Origin of the sequence: Enterobacter cloacae complex sp. P1B (assembly GCF_014982345.1) — a bacterium.
GTDB classification, from domain to species: Bacteria; Pseudomonadota; Gammaproteobacteria; order Enterobacterales; family Enterobacteriaceae; genus Enterobacter; species Enterobacter bugandensis.
Window position 1 is genome coordinate 37,032 of sequence record NZ_JADCLF010000009.1, and the last position, 19,960, is coordinate 56,991.

19 protein-coding genes are annotated in these 19,960 nt (G+C 56.7%); 6 read left to right on the plus strand and 13 right to left on the minus strand.

Annotated features, from left to right (window positions below; translation table 11 throughout):
* Window positions 1-120: 120 nt before the first annotated feature.
* Together INF77_RS10620 and actP are read left to right on the plus strand one after the other, a co-directional pair.
* Window positions 121-435 carry a DUF485 domain-containing protein gene (locus INF77_RS10620; protein ID WP_028015185.1) on the plus strand — a complete coding sequence of 105 codons (315 nt, stop codon included), beginning with the start codon at window positions 121-123 and terminating at the stop codon, window positions 433-435.
* Complete coding sequence (gene actP / locus INF77_RS10625) at window positions 432-2,081, plus strand: cation/acetate symporter ActP (protein ID WP_047366862.1); 1,650 nt, start codon at window positions 432-434, stop codon at window positions 2,079-2,081. Before INF77_RS10620 ends, actP begins: the two co-directional genes overlap by 4 nt.
* 32 nt (window positions 2,082-2,113) lie before the next feature.
* Here the strand turns inward: actP and INF77_RS10630 are convergent, their stop codons facing one another.
* Together INF77_RS10630 and INF77_RS10635 are read right to left on the minus strand one after the other, a co-directional pair.
* The gene (locus INF77_RS10630; RefSeq protein ID WP_045630755.1) at window positions 2,114-2,803 is read right to left on the minus strand and encodes an LrgB family protein; all 690 of its coding nucleotides are present in this window, start codon (window positions 2,801-2,803) and stop codon (window positions 2,114-2,116) included.
* The gene (locus tag INF77_RS10635) at window positions 2,796-3,206 is read right to left on the minus strand and encodes a CidA/LrgA family protein (protein WP_047366861.1); all 411 of its coding nucleotides are present in this window, start codon (window positions 3,204-3,206) and stop codon (window positions 2,796-2,798) included. The genes INF77_RS10630 and INF77_RS10635 overlap by 8 nt, the downstream gene beginning before the upstream one ends.
* A 102-nt stretch (window positions 3,207-3,308) precedes the next feature.
* Between INF77_RS10635 and INF77_RS10640 the strand changes: the two genes are divergently transcribed.
* Window positions 3,309-4,196: a LysR family transcriptional regulator gene (locus INF77_RS10640; protein ID WP_193067166.1), complete on the plus strand. Its 888-nt coding sequence runs from the start codon at window positions 3,309-3,311 to the stop codon at window positions 4,194-4,196.
* A gap of 81 nt (window positions 4,197-4,277) precedes the next feature.
* Here the strand turns inward: INF77_RS10640 and INF77_RS10645 are convergent, their stop codons facing one another.
* The 4 genes from INF77_RS10645 to soxR form a co-directional block, all read right to left on the minus strand.
* Complete coding sequence (locus tag INF77_RS10645; RefSeq protein ID WP_041911530.1) at window positions 4,278-5,924, minus strand: Na+/H+ antiporter; 1,647 nt, start codon at window positions 5,922-5,924, stop codon at window positions 4,278-4,280.
* Window positions 5,925-6,077: 153 nt separating this feature from the next.
* Window positions 6,078-7,427 carry a guanine/hypoxanthine transporter GhxP gene (gene ghxP / locus INF77_RS10650; RefSeq protein ID WP_028015179.1) on the minus strand — a complete coding sequence of 450 codons (1,350 nt, stop codon included), beginning with the start codon at window positions 7,425-7,427 and terminating at the stop codon, window positions 6,078-6,080.
* 297 nt (window positions 7,428-7,724) lie between these two features.
* The gene (locus INF77_RS10655; RefSeq protein WP_193532249.1) at window positions 7,725-8,396 is read right to left on the minus strand and encodes a glutathione S-transferase family protein; all 672 of its coding nucleotides are present in this window, start codon (window positions 8,394-8,396) and stop codon (window positions 7,725-7,727) included.
* Window positions 8,397-8,683: 287 nt separating this feature from the next.
* Window positions 8,684-9,142, minus strand: a complete 459-nt coding sequence (gene soxR, locus INF77_RS10660; RefSeq protein WP_023331806.1) for a redox-sensitive transcriptional activator SoxR — start codon at window positions 9,140-9,142, stop codon at window positions 8,684-8,686.
* A gap of 98 nt (window positions 9,143-9,240) precedes the next feature.
* On the opposite strand from soxR, the gene soxS reads away from it, so the two are divergent.
* A complete protein-coding gene (soxS, locus tag INF77_RS10665) occupies window positions 9,241-9,567 on the plus strand; it encodes a superoxide response transcriptional regulator SoxS (RefSeq protein WP_008503387.1) in 327 nt (108 codons plus the stop codon).
* A 6-nt stretch (window positions 9,568-9,573) separates the two neighbouring features.
* On the opposite strand, the gene INF77_RS10670 is transcribed toward soxS, so the two are convergent.
* Window positions 9,574-11,139 (minus strand): EAL domain-containing protein, encoded by a 1,566-nt coding sequence (locus INF77_RS10670; RefSeq protein ID WP_028015177.1) that lies wholly within the window; start codon window positions 11,137-11,139, stop codon window positions 9,574-9,576.
* A gap of 656 nt (window positions 11,140-11,795) precedes the next feature.
* Here INF77_RS10670 and INF77_RS10675 point away from each other — a divergent pair.
* Entirely contained in the window at window positions 11,796-12,077 is a 282-nt protein-coding gene (locus tag INF77_RS10675; protein WP_028015176.1) for a YjcB family protein, read from the plus strand.
* Window positions 12,078-12,137: 60 nt separating this feature from the next.
* On the opposite strand, the gene ssb1 is transcribed toward INF77_RS10675, so the two are convergent.
* A complete protein-coding gene (ssb1, locus tag INF77_RS10680) occupies window positions 12,138-12,668 on the minus strand; it encodes a single-stranded DNA-binding protein SSB1 (RefSeq protein WP_006810470.1) in 531 nt (176 codons plus the stop codon).
* 251 nt (window positions 12,669-12,919) lie between these two features.
* Between ssb1 and uvrA the strand changes: the two genes are divergently transcribed.
* Window positions 12,920-15,742, plus strand: coding sequence for an excinuclease ABC subunit UvrA (gene uvrA, locus INF77_RS10685; RefSeq protein WP_041911534.1), 2,823 nt, complete (start codon window positions 12,920-12,922; stop codon window positions 15,740-15,742).
* Between the two features lie 3 nt (window positions 15,743-15,745).
* Here uvrA and INF77_RS10690 read toward each other — a convergent pair whose 3' ends face one another.
* From INF77_RS10690 to alr, 5 genes are all read right to left on the minus strand, one after another.
* Entirely contained in the window at window positions 15,746-16,099 is a 354-nt protein-coding gene (locus INF77_RS10690; RefSeq protein WP_028015174.1) for an MmcQ/YjbR family DNA-binding protein, read from the minus strand.
* A 2-nt stretch (window positions 16,100-16,101) separates the two neighbouring features.
* Window positions 16,102-16,518, minus strand: a complete 417-nt coding sequence (locus INF77_RS10695) for a secondary thiamine-phosphate synthase enzyme YjbQ (protein WP_041911536.1) — start codon at window positions 16,516-16,518, stop codon at window positions 16,102-16,104.
* A gap of 112 nt (window positions 16,519-16,630) precedes the next feature.
* The gene (aphA, locus tag INF77_RS10700; RefSeq protein WP_047366859.1) at window positions 16,631-17,344 is read right to left on the minus strand and encodes an acid phosphatase AphA; all 714 of its coding nucleotides are present in this window, start codon (window positions 17,342-17,344) and stop codon (window positions 16,631-16,633) included.
* A gap of 218 nt (window positions 17,345-17,562) precedes the next feature.
* Window positions 17,563-18,756, minus strand: coding sequence for an aromatic amino acid transaminase (tyrB, locus tag INF77_RS10705; RefSeq protein WP_045260940.1), 1,194 nt, complete (start codon window positions 18,754-18,756; stop codon window positions 17,563-17,565).
* Between the two features lie 109 nt (window positions 18,757-18,865).
* A complete protein-coding gene (alr, locus tag INF77_RS10710; RefSeq protein ID WP_063437699.1) occupies window positions 18,866-19,945 on the minus strand; it encodes an alanine racemase in 1,080 nt (359 codons plus the stop codon).
* Between the last annotated feature and the right edge of the window lie 15 nt (window positions 19,946-19,960).

Here is a 19,960-nt window from a genome sequence, read left to right on the forward strand (position 1 = left end):
CCCCGTGGGAGAGGGCCGGGGTGAGGGCATCAGACCGCACCTTCCTCCCCTCACCCTAACCCTCTCCCCATAGGGGAGAGGAGATAAAACAAACCAACCTTACCTCTGGAGATTTCTGTGATGAATAACGATATTTGTCAGCAGATAGAGAATAGTGCGCACTACAGGGAGCTCGTCGATAAGCGGCAACGGTTTGCCTTCACCCTTTCCATCATCATGCTGATTATCTACGTCGGCTTTATTCTGCTGATCGCCTTTGCGCCGCACTGGCTGGGCACCCCGTTACATGAGGGCACCAGCGTGACGCGCGGTATCCCGATTGGCATTGGCGTGATCGTGATTTCATTTGTGCTGACCGGCGTCTACGTCTGGCGCGCGAACGGTGAGTTCGATCGTCTTAATAAAGCGGTACTGCAAGAGGTAAAAGCATCATGAAGCGAATCCTGACGGCGCTAGCCGCCACACTTCCCTTTGCCGCCCACGCGGCGGATGCCATTACCGGCGAGGTACAGCGTCAGCCAACCAACTGGCAGGCGATTATCATGTTCCTGATTTTCGTGGTGCTGACGCTGTACATTACGTACTGGGCGTCGAAACGCGTGCGCTCCCGTAACGATTACTACACCGCGGGCGGCAACATAACCGGCTTCCAGAACGGGCTGGCAATTGCGGGTGACTTTATGTCTGCCGCCTCGTTCCTCGGGATCTCCGCGCTGGTTTACACCTCCGGCTATGACGGCCTGATCTACTCCCTCGGCTTCCTCGTCGGCTGGCCGATCATTCTGTTCCTGATTGCCGAGCGCTTGCGCAACCTGGGACGTTACACCTTCGCTGACGTGGCATCCTATCGCCTGAAGCAGGGGCCGATTCGTACCCTCTCCGCCTGCGGCTCGCTGGTAGTGGTGGCGCTGTATCTGATCGCCCAGATGGTGGGCGCGGGCAAGCTTATCGAACTGCTGTTTGGCCTGAACTACCACGTCGCGGTGGTGCTGGTGGGCGTGCTGATGGTGATGTACGTTTTGTTCGGCGGCATGCTGGCCACCACCTGGGTGCAGATCATCAAAGCCGTACTGCTGCTGTTCGGCGCGAGCTTTATGGCCTTTATGGTGATGAAACACGTCGGCTTCAGCTTCAATAACCTGTTCACCGAAGCGATGGCTGTCCACCCGAAAGGAGAAGCGATCATGAGCCCGGGCGGGCTGGTGAAAGATCCGATCTCCGCGCTCTCTCTCGGTCTCGGCCTGATGTTTGGTACCGCTGGCCTGCCGCACATTCTGATGCGTTTCTTCACGGTGTCAGACGCGCGTGAAGCGCGTAAGAGCGTCTTCTACGCCACCGGCTTTATGGGTTACTTCTACATCCTGACCTTTATCATCGGCTTCGGCGCGATCATGCTGGTGGGCGCGAACCCGGCGTTTAAAGACGCGGCGGGCGCGCTGATTGGCGGTAACAACATGGCGGCGGTGCACCTGGCCGATGCGGTGGGCGGCAACCTGTTCCTCGGCTTTATCTCCGCCGTGGCCTTCGCCACCATCCTTGCGGTGGTCGCCGGGCTGACGCTGGCGGGCGCGTCTGCGGTATCGCACGACCTCTACGCCAACGTCTTCCGTAAAGGCGCGAGCGAGCGCGACGAGCTGAAGGTTTCCAAAATCACCGTGCTGGTGCTGGGCGTGGTCGCTATTCTGCTGGGGATCCTGTTTGAGAAGCAGAACATCGCCTTTATGGTGGGACTGGCCTTCTCGATTGCGGCAAGCTGTAACTTCCCAATCATTCTGCTCTCCATGTACTGGTCCAAACTGACCACCCGTGGGGCGATGATAGGCGGCTGGCTCGGCCTGCTGACAGCGGTAATTCTGATGATCCTCGGCCCGACCATCTGGGTGCAGATCCTCGGTCACGAAAGCGCTATCTTCCCGTACGAGTACCCGGCGCTGTTCTCCATTGCCGTGGCGTTTATCGGTATCTGGGTCTTCTCGGCTACCGACAACTCGCCGGAGGGTAACCTGGAGCGTGAGAAATTCCGCGCCCAGTTTATCCGCTCACAAACCGGCCTCGGCGTTGAGCAGGGCCGCGCACACTAAGCCTTTCTCCCCGGTTGCTCTGGCCGGGGAGCTTAAAACATCACCCACGCCACCAGCGGCGCAATCAGCACCATCGTTACGCCCGAGAGCATCATCACCAGGCTTGCAACGACCCCTTCCTGCTGACCCAGCTCATACGAACGCGCCGTTCCCGCACCGTGCGAAGCCGCGCCAAAGCCCGCCCCTTTCGCCATCCCTTCCCGAATGGACAGCCGCAGAAACAGCACATCCCCCACCGCCATGCCGAATACGCCGGTGACGACCACAAACAGCGCCACCAGATCCGGCTGCCCGCCGAGCGGTTTGGCGGCCGCCAGCGCAAACGGCGTGGTCACCGAGCGCACGGCCAGGCTGCGCTGAATTTCATCGGAGAGGGTAAACAGCCGCGCCAGCCAGACGGAGCTACAGACCGCCACCACCGTCGCGGTGACGACGCCCGCGCTGAGCGACATCCAGTGGCGTTTGATAATGGCCAGGTTGTCATACACCGGCACCGCAAAGGCGATAGTCGCCGGGCCGAGCAGCCACAGCAGCCAGTGGGATTCACCAATGTAGTTCTGCCAGGAGATATGGCCGAAGACCAGCATCAGCACCAGCAGGATCGGCGTAAAGACCAGCGGCATCAGCGGCAGCGTGCGAAAGCGGCGATACAGGCGCTTGTTGGCAAAGTAGATGGCGACCGTCACGATCAGGCACAGCACGCTTATCTGAAAGTTAGTCATGCTTTTGCCTGCTGATTTCGAACCGGTACACCTTATCCACCACCCAGGCGGTGGCACCCAGCACCATCAGCGTGCTCAGGGCAATAACCGTGAAGATGCGCCAGCCGTCGACCATCAGCAGCTGCGCATAGTTCACCACCGCCACCACGGCCGGAACGAAGAACAGCAGCATCTCCGCCAGCAGCCAGCGCGCGCCGGCGCGCACCCAGCTGAGGGGCAACGCGCGGCAGAGGATCAGCACCAGCATCAGCACCATTCCCACCAGGTTGGCGGGTAAAGGCAGGTGCAGCCAGTCGACAAGGTATTCCGCAAAAACAAACAGTCCCGCGTAGAGCAGTACCTGAACCGGGACCTGGAGTCGTTGCACAACGGCAGGCGTAACACGGCTTAACGCCACGGCCATGGGGGTTTTCCTCAGAAATGAGACGAGGCGCCAGTATAGTGAGCGTACGTCATCGACTGAAATGAATTAAAATCATCGAAGGTATAGTTTCGAGGAATAATCATGGACATAAGAACGCTGCGCTATTTTGTCGAGGTGGTTCGCCAGCAAAGTTTTACTCGCGCAGCGGAGAAGTTGTTCGTTACCCAGCCAACCATCAGCAAAATGCTGAAAAACCTCGAAGACGAGCTGAACTGCACCCTGCTGATCCGCGACGGACGCAAGCTGCTGCTGACCGATACCGGACGCGTGGTGTTCGAGCGCGGGCTGGCGATCCTGGCGGAGTTCCGCCAGCTTGAGGCCGAGCTTGCGGACATCAACCACCTGACGAAAGGTCTGCTGCGGCTCGGCATTCCGCCGATGGTCGGCATGATGATGGCCGGGCCGATAAGCCTGTTCCGCCAGCGCTACCCCGGCGTTGAGCTCAAAATATCTGAGTTTGGCGGCCTGACCGTGCAGCAGGCGGTGATCAACGGCGAGCTGGACGTGGCGATGACGGCCCTTCCCGTGGAGGAAGAGAGCGGGCTGGCAACGCTGCCGCTGTTCAGCCATCCGCTGTGCGTGCTAGTACCCCGCTCCGGCGACTGGCTGAAGATAGACTCAGTGAAGCCCGATCTGCTCGGCGAACACCCGCTGCTGATCTACAACGAAGACTTCGCCTTAAGCCGCCAGCTGATGGCCCTGTTTAACCACCATAACGTGAAGCCGCGCATTGCGGTGCGCAGCGGCCAGTGGGATTTCCTCGCGGCAATGGTGCAGGCGGGCGTGGGAATTGCCATTCTGCCGCAGCCGATCTGCGAGCGGCTTGATAAAAACACGCTGCGCTGGATCCCGCTGGAGAGTGACCTGCACTGGCAGTTGGGGATGATTTGGCGTGAAGGGGTGTATCTGTCGCACAGCGCACAGGCGTGGCTGCAATGTTGTGAGGGGTTTTGGGTGCGGTCTGAATAGTGCCGGGTGGCGGCTTCGCCTTACCCGGCCTACGTTTGAACCGTAGGCCCGGTAAGCGTAGCACCACCGGGCAACAACGCGCTACTGATTCTCTATCAACAGCGCTTCTAACAGGTCCAGATCGTGCAGCAGCTTTTGCAGCGTCTCGTTGCTGATCTGACGCGTCGCGCGCAGGTGATACAGCTCGGCACGCTCGGAGCGCAGCGCCGCCAGGCGGAAACGACGCTCGAGGTTCTCTTCCTGCAACGAACTTTCCACGTCGTTACGTCCGTCAGCACGACGGCGCAAATTACCAATCACGCGTGAACTGACTTCCTTCAGCAGCTGGTTATCAATGTTCTCTTCGGCATCGGCAGCCAGACGCTCCTCCATCTTCTCAATGGCGACAATCGCGACTTCTGCCGTCGCCGCACGGGCTATCCGCTCCTCTTTGTGCTGTTGGGTCGAGTCACCGGCATCAATGTGCTGGAGTAAAATCGGCAGCATAATCACGCCGACAAACAGCGAGAAGAGAATCACGCCCGCCGCCAGGAACACCAGCTCGTAGCGCGCCGGGAAGACGTCGCCCGTCGGCAGCAGCAGCGGAATAGAGAGCACACCGGCGAGGGTTATCGCCCCGCGTACGCCCGCGAAGGAGGCAATCAGCAGCTCGCGCGTGGTCCAGGAGCCGAACTCCATCGGCTTTTTGGTCAGGAAGCGCATGCTGAACTTTTTCATCGTCCACAGCCAGCCGAAACGCACCAGCATTAATGCCATGTAGATCAGCACGATATCGGTAAACAGCATCCAGACTTCAACGTTTGGATCCGCCTCCGCCGCGATCAGCGAGGATTCCATAATGCCCGGCAGCTGCAGGCCCAGCAGCAGGAAGACCATGCCGTTAAAGACAAACTCCAGCATCGCCCAGGTGCTGTTGGCGCGCAGGCGCATCGCCAGCGGCGCGCGGCGCATCACGCCGGAGCGGGTGATGGTCATCCCCGCCGCTACCGCCGCCAGAATGCCCGAGACGCCGATATGTTCAGCGATAAGGTAAGAGGCAAACGGCAGCAGGAACAGCAGAACGATTTGCGTCGCCGGTTCATCGCCGCCCCAGCGGCTGAGGAAGCGCAGCGAACGACCGTACAGCCAGCTCACCACGAAGCCCGCGAGAATACCGCCAATCGCCACCTTGAAGAATTCCAGGGTCGCGCCACCAATGGTAAAGACCATGGTGCCCATGGCTACCGCCACGGCAAACTTCAGGGCCACCAGGCCGGAAGCGTCGTTCATCAACGCCTCGCCCTGCAAAATGCCCATTATTTTCTTCGGAATGCGCCCTTCACCCACAATGCCGGAGAGGGCCACGGCGTCGGTCGGCGACAGCACGGCGGCCAGCGCAAAGGCGGGAATTAACGGGATACCCGGTACGGCCCAGTAGATCAGGAAACCAATCCCGACCACGGTAACGACCACCAGCGCCAGCGCCAGGCCGAAGATCTCTCGCCCGTGCTCAAGAAATTCGCGCGTCGGCGTTTTCCACCCATCGGCAAACAGCAGCGGCGGGATAAACAGCACGAGGAACAGTTCCGGATCGAACTCCACGTGCAGACCGAACGTCGGCCACGCCAGCAGCGCGCCGATGGCTATTTGCATTAAAGGCAGGGGGACCTGGAAGGGCAGTACGCGTGTAACCACCCCGGATAATGAGACCACAAGGGTCATGATGAGTATTGTGAAGAAAATTTCCATGCGTTCCCTGTTTGCTGTGTTTCTTTTTAAGCCAAACCTGAGGCGTCGTGCCTCTTATTCTATCCTCTCCAGAGTAACGCAAAAGGCAACGGGATGAGTCCTGAAAATAAAAACGGGCGGCCTGAGCCACCCGTTTTCGCATCAATGGATAATTTAGATTGCCCAGCCGCCCGCGTAGAACGCCACCAGCGCAACGGCGATCACCACGGTGCCGATGTTCAGCTTGCGCCACTCACCGGAGACCAGGCGGCCAATCACCAGCGAGGCAAAGCCGATCATAATGCCGGTCACGATGTTACAGGTCAGGACGATAAACACTGCGGTAATCAGGCCGGACATCGCATCCACGAAGTCCGCAAAATCGATTTTCGCCACGTTGCTCAGCATCAGCAGGCCGACGTACATCAGCGCTGGCGCGGTCGCATACGCAGGCACCAGGTAGGAGAGCGGAGAGAGGAACAGGATCAGCAGGAACAGCACGCCAACGGTGATGGCCGTCAGGCCGGTTTTACCGCCTGCCGCCGTACCCGCTGCAGATTCGATGTACACCGCCGCAGGCGCCGCACCCACCAGACCAGAGAAGACGCTGCTCAGGGAGTCGGTGGTCAGCGCTTTGCCGCCATCAATAATCTGACCGTCTTTATCCAGCAGGTTGGCCTGCCCGGCCACCGCGCGAATGGTACCGGTGGCGTCAAATACCGCGGTCATCACCAGCGCCAGCACGCTTGGCAGGATCACCGGGTTCAGCGCGCCGACGATATCCAGGCTGCCGATCAGGGAGTTGCCTTTGTCATCGCTCAGCGACGGCATGGCGAAAATACCGGAGAAGTGAACGGTCGGATCGAAAATCAGGCCGACGATGGAAATGCCAATAATGGTCAGCAAAATGCCGCCCGGCACCTTCAGTTTTTCCAGGCCGATAATCACCGCCAGACCGATGAGCGACATAATGACCGGGAAGCTCGCGAAATGACCGAGCGCTACCGGCAGGCCGTCCAGCGGGTTCTTGATGACCAGACCCACGCCGTTGGCAGCGATCAGCAGCAGGAACAGGCCGATACCGATACCGGTGCCGTGCGCCACGCCCTGCGGCAGGTTGCGCAAAATCCAGCTACGGATGCCGGTGGCAGAAATAACGGTAAACAGTACGCCCATCAGGAACACGGCGCCGAGGGCAACCGGTACGCTGATCTGCTGGCCCAGCACCAGACTGAACGCGGTAAAAGCGGTCAAAGAGATGGCGCAACCAATCGCCAGCGGCAGGTTCGCCCACAGGCCCATTACGATGGAGCCCACGCCGGCCACCAGGCAGGTGGCGACAAAGACAGCCGCAGGCGGGAAGCCCGCCTTGCCCAGCATGCCCGGCACCACGATGACGGAGTAAACCATCGCCAGAAACGTGGTCAGACCGGCAACGACTTCCTGGCGCACGGTGCTGCCACGAGCCGAAATTTTAAACATGGCGTCAAGTGAACCGCCGGTACGCGCAGATGGCGTAGACATAGAAAACATCCCCTGAGAGTTTTTATAGAACGTCCATAAGCGTGGTGGAGACACCGCTGCCAGCTAAAACGTCAAATCCGTGTGTTGCGTTTGCGACGAAAGGGCGTCACAAAAAAAGCAAACGTTTAGCTCCGCGCTTATAAAACGGGTGGTCAAATTAAGGCAAACGATTATCCAGCCTAATACCCGCCCTTTTCAACTGAACTTTGTCGTTTTTCGCTAAAATTCACTTATGACGATGAAGAAATAAACAGAGGATGCGCAAACGTTATCGTCTATGCGCAATTTGTTTACATTTCAATCCTCGCCCGGGATCGTTAACGGGCCACCTTGTTGCAGGGTTCTTTGCCAGCCAGGACTCGTTTCCACTTTTTGCTTCCATGCCTGAATATGCGGCAGATTAGCAATGCCGCCGCGCGCCAGCAGGGCACAGAGGGGGAAGCTCATCTGAATGTCGGCCATGCTTAACGTCTCTCCGGCAAACCAGCTGTTTTTAGCAAGATGTGAGTCAATAAAGCGCGCATGGGTCTCCAGCTGGGGGTTGAGATACGCTTTCTGTACCCCCTGCCCCAGCGCCTTGCCCAGCGTTCGGATGCCAAACGGCACGGGCGGCTTGCCCAGGCTGCTGAAGACCAGCTTCATGAGCAGCAGCGGCATCAGCGACCCTTCTGCGTAATGCAGCCAGAAGCGGTATTGCACCTTATGCGCGGGGTCTAAAGGCTTCAGCCGCGATTCGGCATCATAGGTTTCCTGCAGATATTCCAGAATGGCGCCTGACTCCGCAAGGATCAGCCCGTTATCTTCAATGACCGGCGATTTACCCAACGGATGCACCTTTTTGAGGGAGTCGGGTGCCAGCATGTTCTTTTCGCGCTGGTAGTGAACAATCTCATAAGGCAGGGCGAGCTCTTCCAGCGCCCAGATCACGCGGTGCGAGCGCGACTGGTTAAGGTGATGTACCGTGAGCATGATTTTCTCCTGTTATTCATACTTTTTAACTATAGAAAATCGAACAACACCGCGAAAAAATTTCGTCTAAAAAACGGCTAGTGCGGCTGGCGAAAAAACGGGTCTTGCATAGAATTAAAGTGTCAGCACAATCCGGAACCTTCCCAACCAGCTCGACACGAGGGGTGCTGATGTCGGGGGAAACCCTCCCGTGAACCAGCGGGATAGAGAGAAAGACAAAGACCGGGAAAAACTAAAGCGCCCTTAGTGGCGCTTTAGTTCTTTATTATGCTTTTTGCCGCAAGAACTTAATCCTCCTCCAGCAGCCGCGCCCCGGTCCCCTGCTCGCCCAGCCTGTCGCCAGGGTTACGTAGCGGGCAGTCGCTACGGGACAGGCAGCCGCAGCCGATACAGCCGTCCAGCTCGTCACGCAGCGCAACCAGCGTGTGGATACGCCTGTCCAGCTCTTCACGCCACTGGGACGAAAGCTCTTTCCACTCTTTCGGGCTAAGCGTATGCCCTTCCGGCAACACGCCGAATGCCTCACCGATTGTCGCCAGGGGAATGCCGATGCGTTGCGCAATTTTGATAATCGCCACGTAGCGGAGCACGTCACGGGTATAGCGGCGCTGGTTTCCGCCGTTACGGATGCTTTTAATTAACCCTTTGCTTTCATAAAAGTGGAGCGCCGATACCGCAACACCGCTTCGCTTTGCCACTTCGCCGGGGGTTAACAGCGCTTTAATGCGCGGCAATCTCTTTTCCATAAAACCTCTTTACCTCAAGTTAACTTGAGGAATTATACTCCCCCGCAGAGAAAACGACGAATCAACCGAGAAAGTTGTATCTACAGAGGGGCAACCTTATGTCGCATCAGCAAATTATTCAGACACTTATTGAATGGATTGACGATCATATCGACCAACCGTTGAACATTGATGTGGTCGCAAAAAAATCGGGCTATTCGAAATGGTATTTACAGAGAATGTTCCGCACGGTCATGCACCAGACGCTGGGGGAGTACATTCGTCAGCGCAGGCTGCTGCTGGCGGCGCAGGCGTTACGCTCAACGCAGCGGCCGATTTTTGATATCGCGATGGATCTTGGCTATGTCTCGCAACAAACCTTTTCCCGCGTGTTTCGCCGCGAGTTTGACCGTACGCCGAGCGATTATCGCCACCAGTTGAATTAATGCATATCAGTGCAAAGGTTGCTGCTGCCAGGTCATAAACTCCTGGGGCGGCATCGCTTTCGCGAAGTGCCATCCCTGACAGAACTCAACGCCGCGCTTCAACAGCCAGCTCACCTGCTCAGCCGTCTCAACCCCTTCCGCAATGGTTTTAAGCCGCAGGCTTTGCGCCATCTCGATAATATGCTCGGCGATCAGGTGGCTGGTGCTGTTGGTGGTTAAGGTGTCGATAAACGATTTATCGATTTTCAGAATATCCACATTCAACGAGTAGAGGTTGTGCAGGTTGGAATAACCGGTCCCGAAATCATCGATCGCCACTTCATAGCCCGCCTGACGGAAGGCCTGAATCACCGGCGTGGTTTTTGGCACATCGATAAAGCCGCGTTCCGTCACTTCAATTTTAATTTGCTGGGCGCGTACGGCGTAGTGCCGGGCCTTGTCAGAAATCATGGCGATCAGCCGCGAGGAGTGAAAGTCCGTGGCCGACAGGTTGATCGAAATATAGAGATGCGGATGCGCCGCCAGGAAATGGCCCAGATCGCTGAATACCTCCTCAACGACATAATCCGTAATCCGCTCGCTCATTCCCTCTTTTTCCGCAAGCGGAATAAACTCAGCCGGGCTCATTACCTGCCCATTGAAACCAGGCCAGCGCAACAGCGCCTCTGCCCCCACACACTGGTTGTTCTTGATATCAATAATCGGCTGATAGTGCACACAAAGCTGGCGCTTGTTCAGCGCCCGGTGCAGTAAGCGCCCCGGCGAATTAAGCTCACGATGGGTGCGGGACCACACCAGCAAAATAATAATGCTGCAGATCATTCCCAGCGGTAGCGTCAACGTCGCCTGGTGATAGAGCGTTTCATAAAAACGTTTATCTGACGTCGACACGATGGCGGCAATAGGCCGATTTGTCGATTTCACGACGGTATAGAAACGGTTATCTTTTTGAAATACCGATTCCTTATCCCGAATCATCGAATTTAATAAAGTCGCATTGGCTTTCTGGCTGACGGAAAAGAAGGCATTAGTTACCGTGTCGTATACCCCCCATGCGAGGGAATGATCGGTAGACATCACTTCACTGTAAGAAAGCGGATTGACAACCACGACATAATTTCCGCGCTGCATATATGTCATTTTATAGCCAGTATAAAATGGCGTATCGCGAAAATAATAGATAGCAACGTCAGGTTTACGCGTGTAATTAGCGACCGGAATGACGTAGGGTTGATCCGGTGTAAAAACGGTCGAACAAAGAAAATTCTGACCTTCAGCATAAATTAAATCGGCGACAAACAGGCGGCCACGAACAACGTTCAACATATATTGACGATGTTCCGGCGTACAACGTTCACCCTGATATTTTTCTGCCTCGCCCCTGGCCAGTTCAACTTGTTGAATAACCAGTTCTGTTTTGTCTAATGCCAGTTCAGCAAATGTCCGTAGCTGAGCGCTCGTTTCCGACTCGGCTCGTAGCTGGGCAAACCATAGAGCAAGCATCACCGGCAGCATAACTACCATGATGATCCCTACCACTCTGAGCATTTTGCGCCGCGCGCTACGATTCATTTCCCGCCCTATATCCCTGCATGTTGTACGCCTGTAGTAATGAAGGCCGGATGCTTTGTTAAACAGGTGATTACGTTGCATGAATCATGCGAAGTTAGCAACTGACTTTTAGTATTAAAAATCTTAAATTTCGTTATGACGATAATATTTTCCCGTAAGCTAAACTGTAAGTATTCGTTCCGTTTTAATTAAGGAAAATAATTATCCATCGCGTACGGGAGGTTTGAAGAGAACACAACAGAGGATCGCTGATTAAGCAAAACTTCTGGCGGCATGAAAAAAGTACAACACCAACGTGACGTTTCATCCTATTTCTGCGGGTATATTTTGTTCGTTGTTTTATAAATAATCAGACATCACCACAATATTATCAGAAAATAATGCGCCCCCTAAAAACGGCACGGCTGGCCGTCTCTCTGCCTCCAGATGCTCTTCCCCACTTACCCGACGGGATTACCTCAGCGCGTTGTGGATCCGCCTCCCCCTGTGCGAAGGCGGTCCCGAACCGCATGCTCTTTTTTTCGGGTAATAAAATCCCCTTTTTTGGCTACGCAGACACTGGCGAATAAATCAACAAATGTGATATAGTTCACACATATTGTGTAACGAGAAACACTGTTTCATTCAGTTCGTCTGTTTTGTAGAGGATGGGTTTTATGGCAACCATTACTACCAGCATGGTTCTCCTGCGCTGGCCCTTGTTGAGCGCGGTTTTGATGTTTTTAGCCAGCACGCTGAACATTCAGTTTCGTAAATCCGACTACGCGGGTCTTGCCGTCATAAGTACCCTGTTAGGGCTTGGCGCGGCCTGCTGGTTCGCAACGGGCCTGCTGGGCATTACCCTGCTGGATATGGCCGCGGTCTGGGAAAATATAAAAGTGGTGATGGTTGAGGCGATGAACCACACCCCACCAGACTGGCCGATGGTGATTACCTGATCCCTTCAGCAATAAAAAAACCCAGACGATGTCTGGGTTTTTTGTTTTAGCATCCGTTGATCAGAACGGGATATCGTCGTCGAAGTCCATTGGCGGTTCGTTAGACGGAGCAGGAGCAGACTGCTGCTGCGGACGAGACTGCGCGCCGCCGCTGAACTGGTTGCCGCCCTGCGGCTGCTGAGGCTGACCCCAACCGCCCTGCTGCTGGTTCTGACCGCCACCTGCCGGTGCGCCACCGCCCTGACGGCCACCCAGCATTTGCATGGTGCCGCCCACGTTCACCACCACTTCCGTGGTGTATTTTTCCTGACCGGATTGGTCGGTCCATTTGCGGGTACGCAGCTGGCCTTCGATATAGACCTGAGAACCTTTACGCAGATACTCACCGGCTACTTCTGCCAGTTTGCCAAACAGCACAACGCGGTGCCATTCGGTCTGCTCTTTCATTTCACCGGTCGCTTTATCACGCCAGGATTCGGAAGTAGCCAGCGTAATGTTGGCAACTGCGCCACCACTCGGCATGTAGCGTACTTCCGGGTCCTGGCCCAGATTACCGACGAGAATCACCTTGTTTACGCCTCTGCTGGCCATGTTCGTGTCTCCTGAATACGTTTCTTAATAGTGTAAACGCGCGAGTGTACCATTTCCATGCTGCACTTTGATAGTTGCGTAGCACGTTCCAGAGTTCTCCCGCGAACTCAACATTTTTACACAGTGAATCAGAAAATGCATTCCAATACTGTATATTCAAACAGGTCATTTTGTGTCATAATTAGCCGTTTCTGACAGCCGTTTGTCCTTCAAACAAACCAGGCAATCCGTGTTCCAACCGGGAAAGGTGAATGGATAAGATCGAAGTTCGGGGCGCCCGCACCCATAATCTCAAGAATATCAACCTCATAATCCCTCGCGACAAACTCATCGTCGTGACCGGGCTTTCGGGGTCTGGCAAATCCTCACTGGCTTTCGACACTTTGTATGCCGAAGGACAGCGTCGTTACGTCGAATCACTTTCTGCGTACGCGCGTCAGTTCCTGTCGCTGATGGAAAAACCGGATGTCGATCATATTGAAGGGTTATCGCCTGCTATCTCTATTGAGCAGAAGTCTACCTCGCATAACCCGCGTTCAACGGTCGGTACCATTACCGAAATCCATGACTACCTGCGTCTGCTGTATGCCCGCGTGGGTGAGCCGCGCTGCCCGGACCACGATGTCCCGCTGGCGGCACAGACCGTGAGCCAGATGGTGGATAACGTGCTGTCGCAGCCGGAAGGCAAACGCCTGATGCTGCTGGCACCGATCATCAAAGAGCGTAAAGGCGAGCACACCAAAACGCTGGAGAACCTGGCAAGCCAGGGCTATATCCGCGCCCGTATCGACGGCGAAGTGTGTGACCTGTCCGATCCGCCAAAGCTTGAGCTGCAAAAGAAACACACCATCGAAGTGGTGATTGACCGCTTTAAGGTGCGTGACGATCTCGCCACGCGTCTGGCTGAATCCTTTGAAACCGCGCTGGAACTCTCTGGCGGCACGGCCGTGGTCTCCGACATGGACGACCCGAAAGCGGAAGAGCTGCTCTTCTCCGCCAACTTCGCCTGCCCGATTTGCGGCTACAGCATGCGCGAGCTGGAACCGCGCCTGTTCTCGTTCAACAACCCGGCGGGCGCGTGCCCGACCTGTGACGGTCTGGGCGTGCAGCAGTATTTCGATCCGGATCGCGTGATCCAGAACCCCGAGCTGTCGCTCGCGGGCGGTGCGATTCGCGGCTGGGATAAGCGTAACTTCTACTACTTCCAGATGCTGAAGTCGCTGGCGGAGCACTACAAATTCGACGTTGAAGCGCCGTGGGCGAGCCTGAGCCCGAACGTGCACAAAGTGATCCTGTTCGGTTCCGGCAAAGAGAACATCGAGTTCAAATACATGAACGATCGCGGCGATACCTCCGTGCGTCGCCACCCGTTCGAAGGGGTGCTGCACAATATGGAGCGCCGCTACAAAGAGACCGAATCCAGCGCGGTGCGCGAGGAGCTGGCGAAGTTCATCAGCAACCGCTCCTGCGCCACCTGCGAGGGCACGCGTCTGCGTCGCGAAGCGCGCCACGTGTTTGTGGAAAACACGGCGCTGCCGACCATCTCAGACATGAGCATCGGCCACGCAATGGACTTCTTCAACAACCTGAAGCTTTCCGGCCAGCGTGCGAAAATCGCCGAAAAAGTGCTGAAAGAGATCGGCGATCGCCTCAAGTTCCTCGTGAACGTTGGCCTGAACTACCTGACGCTTTCCCGCTCGGCGGAAACGCTCTCCGGCGGTGAAGCCCAGCGTATCCGTCTGGCGAGCCAGATTGGCGCGGGCTTAGTCGGCGTGATGTACGTGCTGGATGAACCGTCCATCGGCCTGCACCAGCGCGACAACGAGCGTCTGCTCGGCACGCTGATCCACCTGCGCAATCTCGGCAACACGGTAATCGTGGTGGAGCACGACGAAGACGCAATTCGCGCCGCAGACCACGTGATCGACATCGGCCCGGGCGCGGGCGTGCACGGCGGCCAGGTGGTGGCGGAAGGTACGCTGAAGGACATTATGGCGGTGCCCGAGTCGCTGACCGGCCAGTACATGAGCGGCAAGCGCAAAATTGAAGTGCCAAAACAGCGCGTCGCGGCGAACCCGGAAAAAGTGCTGAAGCTCACAGGGGCGCGCGGCAACAACCTGAAGGACGTCACCCTGACGCTGCCGGTTGGCCTGTTTACCTGCATTACCGGCGTGTCCGGTTCCGGTAAATCGACGCTGATCAACGATACGCTGTTCCCGATTGCGCAGACGGCGCTGAACGGCGCGACGCTGGCCGAGCCTGCACCGTACCGCGATATTCAGGGGCTGGAGCATTTCGACAAGGTTATCGACATCGACCAGAGCCCGATTGGCCGTACGCCGCGTTCCAACCCGGCGACCTATACCGGCGTCTTCACGCCCGTACGTGAACTCTTCGCAGGCGTACCGGAAGCGCGTTCGCGCGGGTATACGCCAGGACGTTTCAGCTTTAACGTGCGCGGCGGCCGCTGTGAAGCGTGTCAGGGCGACGGCGTGATCAAGGTTGAGATGCACTTCCTGCCGGATATCTACGTGCCGTGCGACCAGTGCAAAGGCAAGCGCTATAACCGCGAAACGCTGGAGATTAAATACAAAGGCAAGACCATCCACGAAGTGCTGGACATGACCATCGAAGAGGCGCGCGAGTTCTTTGACGCCGTCCCTGCGCTGGCGCGTAAGCTGCAGACGCTGATGGACGTAGGCCTGACCTACATTCGCCTGGGGCAGTCAGCAACAACCCTGTCCGGCGGTGAGGCGCAGCGCGTGAAGCTGGCGCGCGAGCTGTCCAAGCGTGGTACCGGCCAGACGCTCTACATTCTGGATGAGCCGACCACTGGCCTGCACTTTGCGGATATCCAGCAGTTGCTTGAGGTGCTGCATCAGCTGCGCGATCAGGGCAACACGATTGTGGTCATCGAACATAATCTGGACGTGATTAAAACCGCGGACTGGATTGTCGATCTCGGCCCGGAAGGCGGCAGCGGCGGGGGTGAAATCCTCGTCTCCGGTACGCCAGAGACCGTTGCAGAGTGCGAAGCCTCGCACACCGCGCGCTTCCTTAAACCGTTGCTGTAATTGTTACACGGAGAGCTGCTGTCGGGTCGCTTCCGGCAGCAGCTCAACCGCCTGCTTGTAGGACGCATCCACCAGATAGTAAATTTGCGAGCCGGGCAGCGAGCCGTCCAGATAAACGGTACTCCAGTGCGCCTTATTGAGGTGCTGGCTCGGCCTCACATCATCATGCTGCTGACGTAATAGGTCCGCCAGTTCCGGGCTGGTTTTCAGCGACGCCGCCGGGCGCCCTTCAACCTCTTTCACCATCGCAAACAGCACGTCTCCCACTTTGATCTGCGTGGCTTTCCAGTCGCTGTGAACGCTTTGTTCCGCGCCAGGCTTGCTCATGCAGTACTGAAGTATCTCCGAAATTGTCATCTTTATTCCCCTTGTAGCGTTGCGATAATTTTACGCGAACCACCGTGAATGCGATGTTCTCCCAGCCAGATCCCTTGCCACGTTCCCAGCATTAGCCGCCCGTTATGAACCGGCAGCATCAGCGATACGCCCAGCAGAGAAGATTTGATATGCGAAGGCATGTCATCTGCGCCTTCATAATCGTGCTCGTAGGGGGCGTTGTCCGGAACCGTCTTCAGGAAATGGTGTTCCATATCAGACCGGACGGTAGGGTCGCAATTTTCATTAAGCGTGAGGGAGGCTGACGTGTGCTGAAGCAGCAGATGCAGTAAACCCGTTTTGACGCGCGACAGGTCGCGGAGTTGCCCGATGACTTCGTCCGTCACAAGGTGAAACCCGCGGGGTTTAGCGCTTAAGGTCAGGGTCTGTTGATACCACATGAGCTGCTCCGTTCTGAAAGATGAATCTTTCTAAGTGTGCAGCAAGAAGGCGAAAGGTAAAACCCGCAGCGGCGGATTTGTTCAAAAAAGAATCAAAGCCGCCGCTCAAGAACTAATACTCGGAGTTAACAATCACCTCCTCGCCAAACTTGCCTGCCATCGGCAGCGGTCGATAGGTCGAGTTAGAGGCACGCAGCACCCGGATCGCTCTGGCCCCCACATCCTGCGCCGCGGTAATGTCGTTATCCGAATCACCGTAGAACACTTTGATGTTTTTCTGCTCCAGCCACTGGGTTTTGGTGTTTTGTCCCTCTTTATCACCGGCAAAAATGACCGGATTCATGCTGGCCGCCGGGATCTGAAAATCGTCCTGCAGGGTTTTGGAGACGGTCTCCGTTTTGGTCTGGCTACGGCCGGTGACAAAGTAAATGCTGTCGCCGCGCTTAACGTGCATGGCGATCAGCGCGCGGGCCACCTCTTTCGGAATGCTGAACTCATCCCAGCCGTTATTCATTTTTTCCCAGAACTCCGGGTTCTTCAGATACGCTTCGCTGTCAGGAGAATACGTTTTCTTGCCACGCCAGAAGCCAGGGCTTGAGAACAGCACGGTATCGTCAATGTCGAAGCCCACGGCCATTGGCGGGCGGCCCACCAAGCTGTTTTCGATTTGGGCCACGGAAACCCAGTGAATGGGTGCCTGCTCGGCAAGGATGGCGGCGGTGGTACCGGTGTAAAGCGGCGTCGGTGCGGAAGCTCGCGCGACGACGGCGCTATTAAGCGAGAACAATAAGCAGGCGGCGCTGAGCGCCAGTGTGATCTTGCGCATATTTTCCCCTGAATATTCAGTTTGTTATCTTTATATTTTGAGTGGATGGTCAAAAATCTATCCGACCATAACCCCAGCGGGAGGGGAAGGAAAGGAGTTTTTACTTATAAAGATGAATAAAAAGAAGACGATCACAAAGTGCCGGGGGACGTGTTTATGCGGTCTGATGCCCTCACCCCAGCCCTCTCCCTGTGGGAGAGGGCTGGGTTAGTGAGCATTTACATTACAGCAGCAAACGCCTGCGCCACGCGCTGGACGTTGCCGGCATTCAGGCCCGCCACGCACATACGGCCGCTGGCGATCAGGTAGACGCCGAACTCGTCACGCAGGCGATCGACCTGTGCCGCGCTCAGTCCGGTATAGCTGAACATCCCGCGCTGCTTGAGCAGATAGTCGAAGTTATGCCCCGGCACCGCCTCTTTCAGCACGTTAACAAGTTCCTGACGCATCGACAGAATGCGCTTGCGCATCGCTTCCACTTCCGCAAGCCAGGTGGCTTTCAGCTGTTCATCGCCCAGAACGGTCGCCACCACCTGCGCACCAAAGTTCGGCGGGCTGGAGTAAATACGGCGGACCGTCGCTTTCAGTTGGCCGAGAACGCGCCCCGCGGCTTCGGCGTCTTCACACACCACGGACAGACCGCCAACGCGCTCGCCGTAGAGAGAGAAGATTTTTGAGAAGGAGTTGCTGACCAGCGCCGGCAGCCCGGCGCTGGCAACGGCGCGGATGGCGTAAGCATCTTCTTCCATGCCCGCGCCAAAGCCCTGATAGGCGATGTCGAGGAACGGGATCAGGTTACGTGCCTTCAGCACCTCGATCACCGCATCCCACTGGGCATTGGTGAGGTCCGCCCCGGTCGGGTTATGGCAGCATGGGTGCAGCAGCACGATGCTGCGCGCCGGCAGGGTGTTCAGTTTTTCCAGCAGCGCTTCGACGCGCACGCCATTGGTTTCGCTATCGAACCACGGATAGGTCTCGACCTTAAAGCCCGCACCTTCAAAGATGGCCACGTGGTTTTCCCACGTCGGGTCGCTGACCCACACGCCGGAATCCGGGAAATATTTTTTCAGGAAATCTGCGCCTACCTTCAGCGCACCCGAGCCGCCCAGCGTCTGGATAGTCGCCACGCGCTTTTGCGCGAGCACCGCGTGGTCCGCACCAAACAGCAGCGGCGCAATCGTATTACGGTAGGTGTTTAACCCTTCCATCGGCAAATAAAGCGAAGCACCGTGCGGGGTTGCGTTAAGACGTGCTTCGGCTTCGGCAACGGCTTTCAGTTGAGGAATGATGCCATCCTCGTTGTAATACAGACCAATGCTGAGGTTCACTTTATCGCTGCGAGGATCTTCTTTGAAACGCTCCATTAAGGAGAGAATAGGGTCGCCGGCGTAGGCGTCTACTTTCTGAAACACGCGATGTTCTCCGGATTATTATGAGGCAGGGTTTTCAACAATAAACCGGAAGCGGAATAAGATCGAGGGGATGTTAACAGAAGCGGGATGCATCGCATCCCGTTAAAGCTCAGTCGATGTATTTCATCGCCACCCGCGACGTCAGACGCGTAATAAGTTCGTAAGCACTCACTTTTGTAATCTCAGCAATGCGTTCAACGGGCAGACCTTCACCCCACATCACCGTATCGTCGCCCGCTTTATCCTGCGCGCCGGGCCCAAGATCCACGCAAATCATGTCCATCGCCACGCGGCCGACAATGTTCACTTCACGACCATTGACCAGCACCGGCGTGCCCGTTGGTGCCGCGCGCGGATAGCCATCGCCGTAGCCCATCGCCACCACGCCAAGCCGCGTGTCGCGCTCGCTGGTCCAGGTACCGCCGTAACCCACCGGCTCGCCCGCTTTGTGCTCCCGCACGGCAATCAGCTTTGATACCAGCGACATCACCGGCTTAAAGCCTAAGTCCGGCCCCCAGGGTTTATTCTCAAGCGGGGAAACGCCATACAGAATAATCCCCGGACGCGCCCAGTCGAAGTGGGATTGCGGCCACAGCAGAATGCCGCCGGATGCCGCAATGGAGCGCATTCCCGGCTTGCCTTCGCAGAAGGTGTTGAAGATATCAAGCTGCTGCTCGGTTGCGCCACATTCGGGCTCATCGGCACGGGCGAAGTGGCTGACGATATTGACCGGCTGACGCACATTTTTGCACTGGCACAAACGCTGATAAAACGCCTCCGCGTTTTCCGGACGCACGCCCAGCCTGTGCATGCCCGTATCGAGCTTCATCCAGACGGTGACTGGCTCGCTCAGTTCAGCCGTTTCCAGCGCGGCCAGCTGTTCTTCGTTATGGACTGCCGTATGCAGCTGCTGGTCTGCAATGGTCGGCAGATCCGAGGCTTCAAAAAAGCCTTCGAGGAGCAGAATCGGTTGCGTAATGCCGCCTGCGCGCAGGCGGAGAGCTTCTTCGAGACGGGCGACGCCAAAGGCGTCGGCATCGGGGAGCGTTCGCGCGGTCTCAAGAAGACCGTGTCCGTAAGCGTTCGCTTTCACGACTGCAACGAGCCTGCTGGCGGGTGCCAGTTCACGCAGACGTTGCAGGTTGTGTCGCAGAGCGCGGCGGTTAATAACAACAGTTGCCGCTTGCATTTGAATTCCTTAGAA

Coding starts and splice junctions, on each gene's coding strand:
- INF77_RS10620 (WP_028015185.1), top strand. CDS start 121: ATGAATAACGATATTTGTCAGCAGATAGAGAATAGTGCGCACTACAGG.
- actP (WP_047366862.1), top strand. CDS start 432: ATGAAGCGAATCCTGACGGCGCTAGCCGCCACACTTCCCTTTGCCGCC.
- INF77_RS10630 (WP_045630755.1), bottom strand. CDS start 2,803: ATGACTAACTTTCAGATAAGCGTGCTGTGCCTGATCGTGACGGTCGCC.
- INF77_RS10635 (WP_047366861.1), bottom strand. CDS start 3,206: ATGGCCGTGGCGTTAAGCCGTGTTACGCCTGCCGTTGTGCAACGACTC.
- INF77_RS10640 (WP_193067166.1), top strand. CDS start 3,309: ATGGACATAAGAACGCTGCGCTATTTTGTCGAGGTGGTTCGCCAGCAA.
- INF77_RS10645 (WP_041911530.1), bottom strand. CDS start 5,924: ATGGAAATTTTCTTCACAATACTCATCATGACCCTTGTGGTCTCATTA.
- ghxP (WP_028015179.1), bottom strand. CDS start 7,427: ATGTCTACGCCATCTGCGCGTACCGGCGGTTCACTTGACGCCATGTTT.
- INF77_RS10655 (WP_193532249.1), bottom strand. CDS start 8,396: ATGCTCACGGTACATCACCTTAACCAGTCGCGCTCGCACCGCGTGATC.
- soxR (WP_023331806.1), bottom strand. CDS start 9,142: ATGGAAAAGAGATTGCCGCGCATTAAAGCGCTGTTAACCCCCGGCGAA.
- soxS (WP_008503387.1), top strand. CDS start 9,241: ATGTCGCATCAGCAAATTATTCAGACACTTATTGAATGGATTGACGAT.
- INF77_RS10670 (WP_028015177.1), bottom strand. CDS start 11,139: ATGAATCGTAGCGCGCGGCGCAAAATGCTCAGAGTGGTAGGGATCATC.
- INF77_RS10675 (WP_028015176.1), top strand. CDS start 11,796: ATGGCAACCATTACTACCAGCATGGTTCTCCTGCGCTGGCCCTTGTTG.
- ssb1 (WP_006810470.1), bottom strand. CDS start 12,668: ATGGCCAGCAGAGGCGTAAACAAGGTGATTCTCGTCGGTAATCTGGGC.
- uvrA (WP_041911534.1), top strand. CDS start 12,920: ATGGATAAGATCGAAGTTCGGGGCGCCCGCACCCATAATCTCAAGAAT.
- INF77_RS10690 (WP_028015174.1), bottom strand. CDS start 16,099: ATGACAATTTCGGAGATACTTCAGTACTGCATGAGCAAGCCTGGCGCG.
- INF77_RS10695 (WP_041911536.1), bottom strand. CDS start 16,518: ATGTGGTATCAACAGACCCTGACCTTAAGCGCTAAACCCCGCGGGTTT.
- aphA (WP_047366859.1), bottom strand. CDS start 17,344: ATGCGCAAGATCACACTGGCGCTCAGCGCCGCCTGCTTATTGTTCTCG.
- alr (WP_063437699.1), bottom strand. CDS start 19,945: ATGCAAGCGGCAACTGTTGTTATTAACCGCCGCGCTCTGCGACACAAC.